The sequence below is a fragment of the Duganella sp. P38 genome, assembly GCF_050859475.1.
Taxonomy (GTDB): Bacteria; Pseudomonadota; Gammaproteobacteria; order Burkholderiales; family Burkholderiaceae_D; genus Rugamonas.
On sequence record NZ_CP193936.1, the window covers coordinates 3,942,465 to 3,956,360 of the forward strand.

Genomic DNA, 13,896 nt, shown 5'->3' on the forward strand with positions numbered 1-13,896 from the left:
AGGGCTTACGCTGCTATGGGATGAGATCAGGTCTCTTTACGAGCGCCAGTCTGCTTGCCGCTCTGCGCGGCGGCTTGGGCGGCGGTTTGGGCCTGGGTGGCCTGCCCTTGAAGATTACCGCTATCACGGCCTTCGGCGCCGTTCTGGCCGTTTTGCTGCGGCTGGCCGCTGCGGCCTTCGTTACCGCGCGCTTGGCGGGCGCCATCGGTGCGGAATGGGTCGGTGAATTTCTGCACCGCGTCCTGGTGGTTGCGCAGCGTCTTTTCGGTTTCCTCCGACGTCACGCGCGCCACCTCGTCGGCCAGCGCCTTGGCCGTGCGGCTGGTTTCCTGTACGTGCTCTTCCGCCACTTTGGACAGGTCGACATGGGTGTCGGCGGCGATGCGCGACAGGTGCTGCTGGTAGGCGCGCAGTTTCTCGGCGGTTGGCTGGGCGTGCGCTGCGGCCGCCGCCAGCACCTCGGTCGGGCGATGGGCGGTGATGACCTGCTGGCTGGCCTGCGTGGTTTCTTCCAGCAGGGTCTGCGCCAGTTGGATGTTCAGGTCGCTGTATTGCTGAACGGTGCGGAACATGGATTTGGACATGTCGTTGAAGAACGACAGTTGCGCTTCCAGATGGTTTTTAGCTGCCGGGGTAACAGATTGGGAAAATGGGTACATAGATGCCTCGTTGAGTTGTCAGCGCCGCGACATGCAGCGCGAACGTCAAGGCTACGTTAGCCCGATTTGCCAGGTTTGATCTGCGTCAAACGTGGGCGCATGGCGCGCCCAAAAGAAAACGGGGCCGCCGCCGGCCCGCATGCTATCGCTATCGCTGCCCTGTTACTTGAACAGCGCCGCGGCTTTCTGCATGGTGATGGCGATGCCGATCGCCAGCGGAATGCCGACCGCCAGCCAGCCGAAGGCCACCGCCAGCGGGCTGGTGACGCCGTTCGAGGCCTGCGCCGCGCCGCTTGCCGCCGCCGCGTCGCGCTCGTGCGCCAGCTTCTTCTCGGCGGCCAGTTCGGCCTCGGTCATGAAGTGCTTGTCGGCCACCGGGCGCACCAGCAGGTTGCAGATCAGGCCGACGACCAGCAGCCCGGCCAGCACGTACATCGTGATGTCGTAGGCCTGCGCCTTCGGCACGCCGTGCGCGATCTGGTATTCGCGCACGAAGCCGATCAGCAGCGGACCGAACACGCCGGCGGCCGACCACGCGGTCAGCAGGCGGCCGTGGATGGCGCCCACCATCTGCGTGCCGAACAGGTCGGCCAGATAGGCCGGCACGGTGGCGAAGCCGCCGCCGTACATCGACAGGATGACGCAGAAGAAAATCACGAACAGCGCCAGGTGGCCGCCGTGCGCCATGGCCGGAATCGACGCGTACAGCGCCAGCCCCAGCACGAAGAAGATGCCATAGGTGACCTTGCGGCCCAGGAAATCCGAGCACGAGGCCCAGAAGAAGCGGCCGCCGATATTAAACAGCGACAGCAGGCCGGTGAAGCCGGCGGCGATGGCGGCGATCTGCGATTTCTGCGCGGCGTCCAGTTCATTGAAGCTCAGCGGCAGGTTCAGCAGCTGGCCGCCGAAGATTTCCTGCAGCAGCGGCGAGGCCATGCCCAGGATGCCGATGCCGGCCGTCACGTTCAGGCACAGCACCCACCACACCAGCCAGAATTGCGGAATGCCCCAGACCTTGCTGGCGTGCACGTGGCGGGTGGTGATCATGGCATTGCCGTTGGCGGCAGGCGGCGTCCAGCCGGCCGGTTTCCAGCCGGCCGCCGGCACCCGGTACGACAGCGCGCCAGCCATCATGAACACGAAGTAGATCGCGGCCATGACCAGGAAGGTCTGCCACACGCCCACCGCATCCGGCGTGGCGAAGTATTTCATCAGCTTGTCGGCCAGCGGCGCGCCGATCACGGCGCCGCCGCCAAAGCCCATGATGGCCATGCCGGTGGCCATGCCGCGGCGGTCCGGGAACCATTTGATCAGCGTCGACACCGGCGAGATGTATCCGAGGCCCAGGCCGATGCCGCCGATCACGCCTGAACCCAGCCACATCAGCCAGATCTGGTGGTGGTAGATGCCCAGCGCCGAAATCACCAGGCCGCCGCACCAGCACAGCGCCGACACCACGCCGGCCTTGCGCGGGCCGGCATGTTCCAGCCAGCCGCCGAACAGCCAGGCCGACAGGCCGAGGAAGACGAAGAACATGGTGTACATCCACTGCAACATGGAAATCTGCCAGTCGCAGCTGGTCGACAGGATGCGTTCCAGCATGCCGATATCAGCCGGGCAAGCCAGCCCGTCCTTGCCCAGCGCTTTCGACAGCGGCAGCCAGAATACGGAGAAACCGTAGGCCATGCCGATGCACAGATGAATTGCCAGCGCCGCAGGCGGCACCAGCCAACGATTGAAACCGGCACCGGCAACGGTGCGTTCCTTTTCCAGAAAATCAAACAAAGCCATTCACTTTTTCCCCGTATAGTGTTTCTTGTGAACAATGTGGGGCGCAAGAATAACACATACATAATCCATACAAGCCGGTTGCGCCTTACTTGCAACACAGAAACGCCCAATTTTTGATCAGCACGTGCAAATAGTTGAAGATCGGTGTAAACTGTCGTTATTGCCGAAGGGAAACTAAACATCATGGCCATCGCCGCACTCAGCTCTGGAGTCACCGGTCTCAACGCCGCGGAACGCGCGTTGGGCAATAGCGCGCACGCCATCGCCAACATCGGCACCCAGGGCTTCCAGCCGTCGCAGGCGCAGTTCACCGAGAATGCGCCGGCCGGCTCGGGCGTGTCGATCTCGCTGCGCGGCCAGCAGCTGTCACAGGGGGAAGGCCCGAGCGCCACCGACCTGGCGACGGAAACCACCAACTCGCTGGTCTACAAGGCGCAATTCGACCTTTCGGCCAAGGTGATCCAGGCCGCCGACCAGAATCTCGGCACGCTGATCGACATCCAGGCTTGATCGGCAGCGGCCATATCGGCCACAATGCGCGGTGATGAATACCGCCCAACTACTCGCTTCCCTGCCTTCCCGCATTTCCGACATTGCGCGCCGCTGGGCCGAGCGCACGCCGCATGCGCCCGCGCTGCATGACGGCGAGCGCCACTGGTCCTATGCCGAGCTGGCCGACGCCGTCACGCAGGCGGCCGCGCAACTGCGCGCCTGGCGCCTCCGGCCCGGCGACCGGCTGGCCGTGATCGGCGAGAACTGCGTTGCGCAGGTGGCGCTGACTTTTGCCGCCGCCGAGCTGGACGCGTGGGTGGTGCACATCAACGGCCGCCTGTCGCCGCGCGAGGTGGACGTGGTGCTGGAGCACAGCGGCGCGCGCCTCGCCATTTACCTGACCACCGCCGCCTCGCCGGAAACCGCCGCCCACGCAGTGCGGACCGGCGCGCGCGCGGTGTGCACGCCGCTGGGGCCGTGGATGGTGAGCGCCGCCAATGCGGACTGCGCGCCGGAGCCGGTGCACGCCGCTGCGCACGAACAGGTCGCCGCGCTGATCTACACCACCGGCACCACCGGCGCGCCCAAGGGCGTGATGCTCACCCACCGCAACCTGCTGTTCGTAGCCGCCGTCTCCAGCACGCTGCGCGGCCTGACGCCGGACGACCGCGCCTACGGCGTGCTGCCGATCACCCACGTCTACGGCCTGACGTCCGTCATGCTGGGCACCCTGTACGCCGGCGCCTGCCTCTACCTGTGCCCGCGCTTCACGCCGGGCGGCCTGCTGTCGGCCTTGCAGGCGCACCGGCTGACCATCGTGCAGGGCGTGCCGGCCATGTACGCGCGGCTGCTGGAAAAGCTGGGCGGCGCTGCCGCCGTTCCGCTGCAAACGCAGCTGCGCTTCGCCTACGCCGGCGGGTCGCCGCTGCCGCCATCGCTGAAGGCGCAGGTGGAGCGCTTGCTCGGCATGCCGCTGCACAACGGCTACGGCCTGACGGAAAGCGCGCCCACCGTCAGCCAGACCCGGCTCGACCAGCCGCGCGGCGACACCTCGGTCGGCCAGCCAATACCCGGCGTGGCGGCGCGCGTGCTGCTGGCGGACGGCAGCGCGGCCGCGCCGGGCCAGGCCGGCGAACTGTGGGTGCGCGGCCCCAACGTCATGCGCGGCTACTACCGGCAGCCGGAACTGACCGCCGCCGTCATCGACGCCGGCGGCTGGCTGAATACCGGCGACATGGTGCGGCAGGAGGCCGACGGCGCGCTGTTCATCGTTGGCCGCAGCAAGGAGTTGATTATCCGTTCCGGTTTCAACGTCTACCCGCTGGAAGTGGAAACGCTGTTGAACGCGCATCCTGCCGTGACCCAGTCGGCGGTGGTCGGCCGTCCGGCGGACGATGGCGACGAGGAAGTGGTCGCCTTTGTCGAACTCGACGCCCGCCACCCGGCCGGCATGCGGCAGCTGCACGACTATCTGGCTGAACGGCTGGCGCCGTACAAGCGCCCGGCCGAGATCATCACCCTGGCCGCGCTGCCGGCCGCGCCCAGCGGCAAGATCCTCAAGCACCAGCTGAAGCAGATGGCTTGCCCGTCGTCAGCGGATGCGGGCTGAAAAATCCGCCGCCTGGTCGGCCGCGCGGGCGCGCGCCGTGATGTGGGCGCGCTGGCGCAGCGCGTCGAAACCGCCCTGCCCTTGCAGCGCGCCCAGCTGGTACAGGTAGCGGTCCAGATAGCCGGAGGCCAGCAGGCGCCAGTCCAGCGGCAGGCCGGGGCTGATGCGGCGCGCCATCTGGTAGACGATGGTGGTGCAGTTGCCGGTCAGCGTGTTGTAGAAGCGCGGCGTGCGCCTGAGCTGCGCGCCCTCGTCCAGATAAGCCAGGAACAGCGAGCGCATCATCTGCGGCGGCATCTGCAGCCGGTACAGCCACATGTCCTCGCCGCGGACGTTGGTGCGCACGCGCAGGATGTCGCGCTCGTCGGCGGCAATCAGCACGGTTTCGTAGCGCTTGAAAAAGCCGGCCAGGCCGTCGAAACTTTCGCCGCGCTCCTTGCGGATCTCGATCGAGAACGTCAGGTAGCGGCCGTCGCTGAAGCCGAACGACACCAGCGTGTGGGCGATGGCCGGCCCCATCCAGTACGACAAGGCCACATCGACCGAGCGCAGCTGGTTCAAATCATAGCGGCGCGGCGCCCAGCGCACCGTATAATCGGTATCGCTGCGCCAGTCGAAGTTGCGCACCTGGTCCAGCGTGACCATGCTGCCATCGACCTTGCCGCTGACCATGCGGGCCACATCGTCGGCCCAGATACGGTCGTGCGAGGGCGCGATCGTGCTCCACCAGGCCAGCAGCGCCAGCAGCAAGCCTAGCCAGATGGCCGGCAGGCGGTAGCGGCGGCGCCACAAGGCTAGCAGCGCGATCAGGCTGAACAGCGGCCACGCGAGCAGCGCCAGCTTGCGCGCGAGGTCGCCCAACGGTAGCTGGAACCACAGGGCGCCAGCGCCCCACGCGGCCAGCGACACCATTACCAATGTGCCGAGAGCAAGGAAGAATATGCGTTTGATCATGCCGCGATTATGCGGCTAATCCTCCCGATCGTCGACGCCGCTTGCGCAGCCGATCTGGACGCAGATCATTTTTACTGCAATACTCAGCACCACGCCGATAACGCCTAGCAATCCCAACATGGCAGGTTCCGTAAATGAAGAAGAGACGCTTCACTTTAACGGCCGCCCGGGAATTGATCCAATATCAAAAACGGCGGCCAACTATCTCGAAACGGCATAACGGTGATTTCGTTTAAACAGTTTAAGTATTTTATAGAGATCGTGGACGCCGGCAGCTATTCGCGCGCCGCAGAAAAATTGTACATCGCGCAGTCGGCGCTGAGCCGGCAGATCAAGGAGCTGGAGGACGAGCTGCAAACGCCGCTGCTGACGCGCGACGCGCGCCAGTTCGAGCTGACGCCGGCCGGCCAGCTGTTCTACGAGCGCGGCAAACGCATCCTCGAAGACATCGACGATACGCTGGTGCAGGCGCGGCACGTCGGCAAGGGCGCGCAGGGCGTGATCCGGCTCCAGCATTCCAGCTCGGTGATACTGACGCCGCGCATCAGCAATGCGCTGGCCCTGGCGCTGGCGCGCCATCCGGGCGTGACGCTCGATGTGTCGATGCTGCCGTCTGAAAACCAGACGCTGGAAATCGAGGAAGGCCGCGTCGATATCGGCCTGCTGCGGCTGCCGACCTTGCGCCGCCATCCGCACATCCAGGTGCACGAGATCGGCAGCGAGCAGCTGATGGTGGCGGTGGCGCGGGATTCGCCGCTGGCCGCGCGCGGCAATGTGGAACTGGCCGAACTGAGCGAGGAAGCCTTCATCTCGATCCCGCACAAGGATCGCGGCGGCCTGAGCTATCTGGTCGCCAACCTGTGCCTGGAGCAGGGCTTCTTTCCCAAGCCGGCGCGCGCGCTGTCGCGCAAATCCTCGCAGCTGAACCTGATCGAGGCCGGCCTCGGCATCGCCATCGTGCCGGAATGCATGCGGCTGACGGCGCCGGCCGGCGTGCATTTCGTGCCGCTGGCGCATGGCGCCCTGCGCAGCACGGTGGGCCTGGCCACGCGGCGCGAGGCCGACCCGCTGGTCACCGCCTTCGCCGACACCTTCGTCAGCCGCCTTTCTGCTCCAGCACCGTGATGCTGCCGTCGGCTTCAAGGAAGATGCAGCGGGCGTCTGCCAGCTCGACGTCGGCCTCGCGCAGCGCCTGCTCGACGTCGCTCTCGGCGATGCGGTTCTTCTTCAGCACGTCGTGGTAAAGCCGGCCGTCGCGCCCGAGCAGCACGCTTTCGCCATCGATGATGGTGGCCAGCCTCTTGCTGCGCGACGAGACGAAGCCAAGCGAGATATTCAGCGCGATCAGCGTGCAGGCGATCAGCAGCCCGCCGCCGATCGAATCATCGCCGCCGGAAAGCGAGTTGGACACGGCTTCGCTCAAGAGCATCACCACCAGCAGGTCGAACGGCGTGAACTGGCCGACGGTGCGCTTGCCGGACATCCGCACCAGCACCAGCAGCGCGCAATACACGATCACGCCGCGCACGATGAATTCCCACCACGGCAAACTGAGGTCGAACATGCTGCCTCCCAAGAATGGAGTTCCACCATAGCGCGACAGCAGACGGCGGTATGTGCGTGGGCTAACCGAACAAAAACGGCGGCCCTGAGGCCGCCGTCGGTCCGTCCGGCGCAGCCGGATCAGCGATCGTTCTTATGGCTTTGACGCCCTGCCGCGGCGTGCTGCTCCGGCGTGCCGCCACGGGTGCCGCCGGACGAGCCGGTGTTGCCGCCGCTGCCGCCGCCGCTTTGCTGGCTGCCGCCCTGCTGGTCGCCGCTGCTGCCGCGATTACCGGCCTGGCCGCCCTGACCGCCCTGATTGCCCTGGCCGCCGCCGCCCTGTTCGCCATCCTGGCGGCCGCGCGAACCGGCCGAGGAGCCGCTCTGCTGGTTGCCGTCGTTCTTATGGCTCATGCTGCCGGCGCGGCGCGCTTCTTCCGACGTGAATTCGTGCGCATTGCCCGATGCATGGGCGGCGCGTCCGCCTTCAGCCGCGATCTCGCGTTGACGCTCCGGATCCATCGACGCGAAGCCGCGGTTGCTGGTATCGCTCTGTTGGTTTTTACCACCTTGGTTACCGCCTTGGTTGCCTTGATTCGAGTTGGCCATGATTGGTCTCCTAAAAAGTGAAACTCGCCTGCCGCCTGAGGTGCAACAGGAGAGATGCCATCGTAAGGGCAGCACAATTGCGCGTGTAGGGCACTCACGCCTGTGCTTGCGTAGGACTTTCCTTGCGACTTGAGAGCACAGGTCACATACTGTTGAGCCACCCGGTTGCATGAGCGCGGACCTACAGCAGCACGCGCTTTTTCCTACAGCCCCGGCTTGCCGATCGGATTAGGATCATCGCAACGCGCCCGTGGTGGGCGCGCCTACCATCAGGAGAGCGTCATGAGCAAACCGACCCAGGGCGGCAAAAACGGCGGCAATAGCAGCTTGCAAGAAGCGAAGGGCAGCAAGTCGTCCACCACCGGCAACAGCGGCGGCGGCAAGGGCAACAGCCAGTCGGCCGGCAGCGGCAGCAGCAAGAGCAACAAGTCCGGCAACAAGTCGAAGTAGGCAGCCGGGGGCGCCGGGGCATGCTGGCTGCGCGCGCTCCCGCTCAACTGGCGTAGAGGACGACTGGCGGTCTGCAGGTGTGGCAAACTAATGCTATCCGAGACTTACAGGAACCAGCATGAGCGCCGGACCAGACGATCAAGATCCACCGCAGTCCCCTCCCCCGCAACGCCGCGCCACCGATCACGGCGAGCGCCGCAAGGCCGAACAGCGCACCACGCAGGACGCCGGCACGCCGCGCTACCTCGACCCGGGCGACACCGTGTTCAGCCTGTGGGGCCGGGTCATCATGGCGCGCTACCGCCGCATCGCGGCGGCCGCCACACGCCACATCATCCAGCGCCCGCTGCACATCGGCGTCTCGGCGCGCATCTTCCATCCCGAACCCGGCGCGACCGGCCTGCGCAGCAAAAATCTGCAATACCTCGAAGAGTCGATCGCCCAGTGGGTGATGTCGCGCGATGTGCTGGTGTTCATGATACCGACGGTGAATACCGACGGCCTGCTGCACCCGTCCAACATCCGCCTGCGCGACTATGCCAAGCACCTCGACGGCCTGGTGCTGCAAGGCGGCGCCGACGTGTCGCCGCAAAGCTATTCCGAATCGCCGACCCGGCCCGAATGGGGCGGCGACCGCGCGCGCGACATGTACGAGCTGGAACTGCTGCACGAATTCGTCGAAGCCGGCAAGCCGGTGCTGGGCATCTGCCGCGGCTGCCAGCTGATCAATGTCGCCTTCGGCGGCACGCTGTACCAGGACATCGCCACCGACATGCCGGAATCGCTGGCCCACGTCAACGACGACTACGACCGCAACCGCCACGAAATCGTCTTCCCGCCCGGCTCCTCGCTGTCGCGCATGTTGCAGGGCAACACAAGCGGGCTGGTCAACTCCATCCACCACCAGGCCGTCAAGACACTGGGGCGCGACATGTCGATCGAAGCGCTGTCGGTGCCGGATAATGTGGTCGAGGCGATCCGCTACCGCAAGGCGCCGTTTGTCATGGGCCTGCAATGGCATCCGGAGTTTCACCAGGCCGGCGGCGTCGAGCTGATGGACTGCAACGGCATCCTCGACAACTTCCTGCGGGTCGCGCGCGAGACGCGTTTCTAATGCTTTAAATAAATATATTTTGATAAAATGCCATCATTAGCGTAGACTAAAGGCTTCTCAACCGGATGGAATGTCATGGGAAGTCCGCGCCGCCCCGCCGTCATTGCAGCGAGCCTGTGGTTTGCCTGGCCGGTGGCGTCGGCCGTGGAAATCGTTCACGTTGCCTACAGCGAACGTCCGCCGTATATGATGGCGCAGCCGGACGGCGCGCCCGCCGGCCTGACCGGGGCGCCGGCGGCGGCGGCGTTCAGGCAGGCCCAGATTCCGGTGCAATGGCATAAGGTGCCGACCAACCGTCAGTTGCTGATGGTCAAGGACCAGGGCAGCCTGAACTGCGCGGTCGGCTGGTTCGCCACGCCGGAGCGCCAGCAGTACGCCAAGTTCACCAGGCCCATCTACCGCGACCGCAGCTGGGTGGTGCTGACCAACGCCGCCTTCGCCGCGCGCGGCATCGGCTCGCTGGCGGAACTGGCGCGCCACCGCGACGCCCGGGTGCTGATCAAGGAGAATTATTCCTACGGCGGGCTGGAAGACTTCCTCAAGCAGTGGCAGCCGGTCACCGGCGTCTCCACCGCCTCCACCGTCAAGATGGTGCGCTCGGTCAGCCGGGGCCTGGTCGACCTGATGTTCGTCTCGGAAGACGAAGGCGACTACATCATCAGGCAGATGAGCGAGCGCGCGCCCAACCTGCGGCTGCTGCAATTCAAGGACATGCCGCGCGGCCTGGAACGCCACATCATGTGCGGCAAGAACGTGCCCGACGAGGTGATCGCCCGCCTCAACAAGGCGATCACCTATAAATAACTCAGCGGCCGCGGAAGCGCTGGATCGCCGCATCCACCACGCCTTCGACGCTGCCGCTGCGGTCGAACTGCTGGCGCAGGTAGTGGGCGTCGCTGCCCTCGTGCGTGACCTGCACCAGGTGTTGCAGGCCGGCCGTGGCGCCCAGCTGCACGCCGTACGGCTCCATCTTGCGCAGCGTGGTCAGGATGTCTTCGCGCAGAGACAGGCTCTCGTAGGTTTTCGGATGCACCACCGTGCCGTCCAGGCCGAAGCGGCAGGCCTGGAAGCGGTTGTAGTTGTAGACCAGGTAGTCGTCCTCCGCCGGCGCTTCCTCGCGCCGCTCCAGCAGGTAGGCGCACAGCGATTGCAGGTACACCGCCAGCGCGGCCGCCCGCTCCACCGTCAGCGGCGTGTCGCACACGCGCAGCTCGATGGTGCCGAATTCCGGCTTCGGCCGGATATCCCAGTAGAAGTCCTTCATGCTCTTGATCACGCCGGTGTGTTCCATCTTGGCGAAATACTCGTGCTCGAAGGTGTGCCAGCTTTGCGTGAACGGCGCGCGACCGCTCATCGGGAAGGCGAACACCGAGTTCAGGCGCGCCGAGTTGAACAGCGTGTCGTTACCCTGCACGTACGGCGACGACGACGACAGCGCGATGAAATGCGGCACGTAACGGCTCAGCGCGTGCAGCAGGAACAGCGCGTCGTCGCCCGAGGCGCAGCCGATGTGCACGTGCTGGCCAAAAATCGTGAACTGCTTGGCCAGATAGCCATACAGCTCGGACACTTCCTTGAAACGCGGCTTGGCGAAAATCCGCCGGTCCGACCATTTCTGGAACGGGTGCGTGCCGCCGCCGCAGATGCCGATGTTGAGCTGCTCGCCGGCCTGCACCAGCGTGTCGCGGATCACCTGCAATTGCTTGACCAGCTCGGTGTGGTTGGTGTGCACGTCGCTGTTAATCTCGATCATGCTCTCGGTGATTTCCGGCGTGACGTTGCCGGGGAAAGGCTTGCGGCTCAACAGGTGCAGCAGGTCCGGGCTGGACGCGGTCAGGTCGAAGTCCGACAGGCTGACCAGTTGCAGCTCCAGCTCCACGCCCATGGTCAGCGGTTGCGACGATTTAAATTCTTCCAATGCCATTATTTTGCCTCCTGATGGGTTTCTTTCGCCCAGACCAGCGCGCGCTGCGTGATGATCGGGCCGAGCACCTCCAGCAGCAGCGTCATCGCCGCCAGCGCGGCCAGTTCATCGACCAGCACGATGCCCATGTATTTGGTTTGCTCCAGCAGCAGCGTGACGAACACCGACATCGGCGACATCGCGATACCGGTCGCCACGCCCTTGCGCCACGAGATGCCGCTGACGTGCGCGAACGCCGTCACGCTGGCCGTCTTGACCAGGAAACGCGCCAGCAGCAGCACCGCCGCCAGGCCGGCGCCATCGACCACGCGCTCCCATTCCAGCGTCGAGACGGCGAACACGAACAGCAGCACGGTCAGCAGTTCGCCGATGCCGCCGAAGTTGCGTTCGGTGCGGCTGAAGGCCACGCGGTTGTGGCGCGCCACCAGGCCGAAGGTCAGCGTCGCCAGCACCGGCGAGACGTCGAACGCGCGCGCCGCCGCCACCAGCAGGATCACGCCCAGCGCGAAGGCGATGGTGCCGTCGCGCGCCAGCGCGCCCAGCCGGCGCAGCACGGCCGGCACCAGGAAGCCCATCACCGCGCCCATCGCGGCCGAACCGAGCAGTTCGATGCCGCTGTGCGACATCGCCTGCGTCAGGCTGCCGGAAGTCTCGAACACCCAGAAGCCGACCACCACCTTGAACACGAACAGCGCCACCACGCTGTTGATCGCCACCAGGTGCAGCACGCGTTCGGTCACCTGGCCCGACGAGTCTTCTTCATTAATCACGCGCAGCACGCCGGCCGGCGAGGTCGACATGGCCAGCGAGGCCAGCAACAGCGAGGTCAGCGGCGGCATGCCGGTCAGGTGGGAAATCGCATACACCACGATAAACGTGGCGGCCGACTCCACCAGGCCGGTGACGGCAATCCATGGATTGATGCGCAGCCAGTGCAGGTTGATGCGGTAGCCAAATTCAAACAGGATCAGGCCGAAGGCCAGGTTGGCGATGATGGTGACGTTGCTTGAGGCGCCGCTGCTGAGCGCTTCCGGGAAAGCCTGGGCCAGTGCGAAGCCGACCAGGCCGTAGACGCTGATGCGCGGCAGGCGCGTCCAGCGGTGCAAGAGTTCCCCTGTAAGCCAGGCGACGGCGATGGCCAGCGGCCATCCCATATCGGCCAAAATGACCTGAATATCCGGCATGTACTTCTCCTTTTTATCAATACTTGTACAATTCTGCGGTATGGCTAGCGCCATCACTGTGCGCTAGGGAACTTAAGGAAACATTTAATGCCCGAAATTGTTAACGAACATGCGTGCTTCGGCGGCGTGCAGCGTGTGTACCGCCACGAGTCGCGCGAAATCGGCTTGCCGATGCGCTTCTCGGTCTTCATTCCTGCGCAGGCAAAGCACGGCCCTGTGCCTGCCCTGTTCTATCTCGCCGGCCTGACCTGCACCGAAGAGACCTTCATGATCAAGGCCGGCGCGCAGCGCGTGGCCGCCGAACTCGGCCTGATGCTGATCGCGCCGGACACCAGCCCGCGCGGCGCCAATGTCGACGGCGAGAGCGAGAGCTGGGACTTCGGCGTCGGCGCGGGTTTTTATCTGGATGCCACGCAGGCGAAGTGGGCCAAACACTATCGCATGTACAGCTATATTCATGAGCTGCGTGAGCTGGTGGGGCAGGAACTGCCGGTCGATGCGCAGCGCATCGGCGTTTTCGGTCACTCCATGGGCGGCCATGGCGCATTGACGCTAGCGCTGAAACGCCCCGACCTGTTCAAGTCGGTGTCCGCGTTTGCGCCGATTGCCGCGCCATCGCAGTGCCCGTGGGGCAGGAAGGCCTTCACCGGTTATCTCGGCGAAGACCAGGGCGCGTGGGCGCAGTATGACGCCAGTTTGCTGATGGCGCAAGTGCAGACGCCCTTCCCGGCCGGCATCCTGATAGACCAGGGACTGGCCGACAAGTTCCTCGCCGAGCAGCTGTACCCGGAAGCGTTCGAGGCCGCCTGCGCGACGGCGGCGCAGCCGCTGACGCTGCGCCGCCATGCCGGCTACGACCACGGCTACTACTTCATCCAGACATTCGTGGAAGACCACCTGCGCTTCCACGCGAACAACCTCAGAGCCTGATCTCCGTGCCCAGCGCCTTGAGCAACTGGGCAATCCACGCCGGATGCGCCGGCCAGGCCGGCGCGGTGACGAAGATGCCGTCGGTGACCGCCTGGTCGACCGCGATGTCGGCGTAGCTGGCGCCGGCCAGCCGCACCTCCGGCGCGCAGGCCGGATACGCGGAAATCGTTTTGCCGCGGATGACGTCGGCCGCGGCCAGCAGCTGCGCGCCATGGCAGATCGCCGCGATCGGCTTGTTGGCGTCGGCGAACTGCCGCACCAGTTCGATCACGCGCGGATTCAGCCGCAGGTATTCCGGCGCGCGGCCGCCGGCGATGGCCAGCGCGTCGTAGTGGCCGGCGTCGGCCCCGGCGAAGTCGGCGTTGAGCGTGAAGCGGTGGCCCGGCTTTTCGGTGTAGGTCTGGTCGCCCTCGAAATCGTGGATGGCGGTCTTGATGGTGTCGCCGGCCTGCTTGTCCGGGCACACGGCGTGCACGGTATGGCCGACCGCCTGCAGCGCCTGGAACGGCACCATGGTTTCGTAATCTTCGGCAAAATCGCCCGTCAAAAACAGAATTTTCTTCGCTGCCACGGTAGATCCTTTCGTGAAAGTAAAGGGCCACGATGTCGCCATCGTGGCCCCTGATACTACCTTGTTT

15 protein-coding genes are annotated in these 13,896 nt (G+C 65.4%); 7 read left to right on the forward strand and 8 right to left on the reverse strand.

Annotated features, from left to right (window positions below; translation table 11 throughout):
* Positions 1 to 26: 26 nt before the first annotated feature.
* Positions 27 to 659: a phasin family protein gene (locus tag ACRQ5J_RS18315; protein WP_432378679.1), complete on the reverse strand. Its 633-nt coding sequence runs from the start codon at positions 657 to 659 to the stop codon at positions 27 to 29.
* A 162-nt stretch (positions 660 to 821) separates the two neighbouring features.
* On the reverse strand, positions 822 to 2,450 hold the full coding sequence (locus tag ACRQ5J_RS18320) for an OFA family MFS transporter (RefSeq protein ID WP_432378681.1): 1,629 nt from the start codon (positions 2,448 to 2,450) through the stop codon (positions 822 to 824).
* A gap of 183 nt (positions 2,451 to 2,633) precedes the next feature.
* On the opposite strand from ACRQ5J_RS18320, the gene ACRQ5J_RS18325 reads away from it, so the two are divergent.
* Together ACRQ5J_RS18325 and ACRQ5J_RS18330 are read left to right on the forward strand one after the other, a co-directional pair.
* Complete coding sequence (locus ACRQ5J_RS18325) at positions 2,634 to 2,960, forward strand: flagellar basal body rod C-terminal domain-containing protein (RefSeq protein ID WP_432378683.1); 327 nt, start codon at positions 2,634 to 2,636, stop codon at positions 2,958 to 2,960.
* Between the two features lie 34 nt (positions 2,961 to 2,994).
* A complete protein-coding gene (locus ACRQ5J_RS18330) occupies positions 2,995 to 4,551 on the forward strand; it encodes a class I adenylate-forming enzyme family protein (protein WP_432378685.1) in 1,557 nt (518 codons plus the stop codon).
* Here ACRQ5J_RS18330 and ACRQ5J_RS18335 read toward each other — a convergent pair.
* On the reverse strand, positions 4,534 to 5,505 hold the full coding sequence (locus ACRQ5J_RS18335; protein ID WP_432378687.1) for an Lnb N-terminal periplasmic domain-containing protein: 972 nt from the start codon (positions 5,503 to 5,505) through the stop codon (positions 4,534 to 4,536). The two genes, ACRQ5J_RS18330 and ACRQ5J_RS18335, sit on opposite strands and share 18 nt — an antisense overlap.
* A 222-nt stretch (positions 5,506 to 5,727) precedes the next feature.
* Here ACRQ5J_RS18335 and ACRQ5J_RS18340 point away from each other — a divergent pair, with 222 nt between their 5' ends.
* Complete coding sequence (locus ACRQ5J_RS18340) at positions 5,728 to 6,630, forward strand: LysR family transcriptional regulator (RefSeq protein WP_432378689.1); 903 nt, start codon at positions 5,728 to 5,730, stop codon at positions 6,628 to 6,630.
* Here the strand turns inward: ACRQ5J_RS18340 and ACRQ5J_RS18345 are convergent.
* Positions 6,602 to 7,069: a DUF421 domain-containing protein gene (locus ACRQ5J_RS18345; protein ID WP_432378690.1), complete on the reverse strand. Its 468-nt coding sequence runs from the start codon at positions 7,067 to 7,069 to the stop codon at positions 6,602 to 6,604. The two genes, ACRQ5J_RS18340 and ACRQ5J_RS18345, sit on opposite strands and share 29 nt — an antisense overlap.
* Before the next feature lie 119 nt (positions 7,070 to 7,188).
* Positions 7,189 to 7,656, reverse strand: a complete 468-nt coding sequence (locus ACRQ5J_RS18350) for a KGG domain-containing protein (protein WP_432378692.1) — start codon at positions 7,654 to 7,656, stop codon at positions 7,189 to 7,191.
* A 282-nt stretch (positions 7,657 to 7,938) separates the two neighbouring features.
* On the opposite strand from ACRQ5J_RS18350, the gene ACRQ5J_RS18355 reads away from it, so the two are divergent.
* From ACRQ5J_RS18355 to ACRQ5J_RS18365, 3 genes are all read left to right on the forward strand, one after another.
* Positions 7,939 to 8,106 carry a hypothetical protein gene (locus ACRQ5J_RS18355; protein ID WP_432378694.1) on the forward strand — a complete coding sequence of 56 codons (168 nt, stop codon included), beginning with the start codon at positions 7,939 to 7,941 and terminating at the stop codon, positions 8,104 to 8,106.
* A 118-nt stretch (positions 8,107 to 8,224) separates the two neighbouring features.
* The gene (locus tag ACRQ5J_RS18360) at positions 8,225 to 9,220 is read left to right on the forward strand and encodes a gamma-glutamyl-gamma-aminobutyrate hydrolase family protein (protein WP_432378696.1); all 996 of its coding nucleotides are present in this window, start codon (positions 8,225 to 8,227) and stop codon (positions 9,218 to 9,220) included.
* Between the two features lie 75 nt (positions 9,221 to 9,295).
* Positions 9,296 to 10,024, forward strand: a complete 729-nt coding sequence (locus ACRQ5J_RS18365) for a substrate-binding periplasmic protein (protein WP_432378698.1) — start codon at positions 9,296 to 9,298, stop codon at positions 10,022 to 10,024.
* 1 nt (position 10,025) lies between these two features.
* Here ACRQ5J_RS18365 and ACRQ5J_RS18370 read toward each other — a convergent pair whose 3' ends face one another.
* The gene (locus tag ACRQ5J_RS18370; protein WP_432378699.1) at positions 10,026 to 11,144 is read right to left on the reverse strand and encodes a YbdK family carboxylate-amine ligase; all 1,119 of its coding nucleotides are present in this window, start codon (positions 11,142 to 11,144) and stop codon (positions 10,026 to 10,028) included.
* Positions 11,144 to 12,328 carry a cation:proton antiporter gene (locus ACRQ5J_RS18375; protein ID WP_432378701.1) on the reverse strand — a complete coding sequence of 395 codons (1,185 nt, stop codon included), beginning with the start codon at positions 12,326 to 12,328 and terminating at the stop codon, positions 11,144 to 11,146. Before ACRQ5J_RS18375 ends, ACRQ5J_RS18370 begins: the two co-directional genes overlap by 1 nt.
* Before the next feature lie 87 nt (positions 12,329 to 12,415).
* On the opposite strand from ACRQ5J_RS18375, the gene fghA reads away from it, so the two are divergent.
* Positions 12,416 to 13,258 (forward strand): S-formylglutathione hydrolase, encoded by an 843-nt coding sequence (gene fghA, locus ACRQ5J_RS18380; protein ID WP_432378703.1) that lies wholly within the window; start codon positions 12,416 to 12,418, stop codon positions 13,256 to 13,258.
* Here the strand turns inward: fghA and ACRQ5J_RS18385 are convergent.
* The gene (locus ACRQ5J_RS18385) at positions 13,248 to 13,829 is read right to left on the reverse strand and encodes a DJ-1/PfpI family protein (RefSeq protein ID WP_432378705.1); all 582 of its coding nucleotides are present in this window, start codon (positions 13,827 to 13,829) and stop codon (positions 13,248 to 13,250) included. The genes fghA and ACRQ5J_RS18385 overlap by 11 nt on opposite strands.
* Positions 13,830 to 13,896 lie beyond the last annotated feature (67 nt).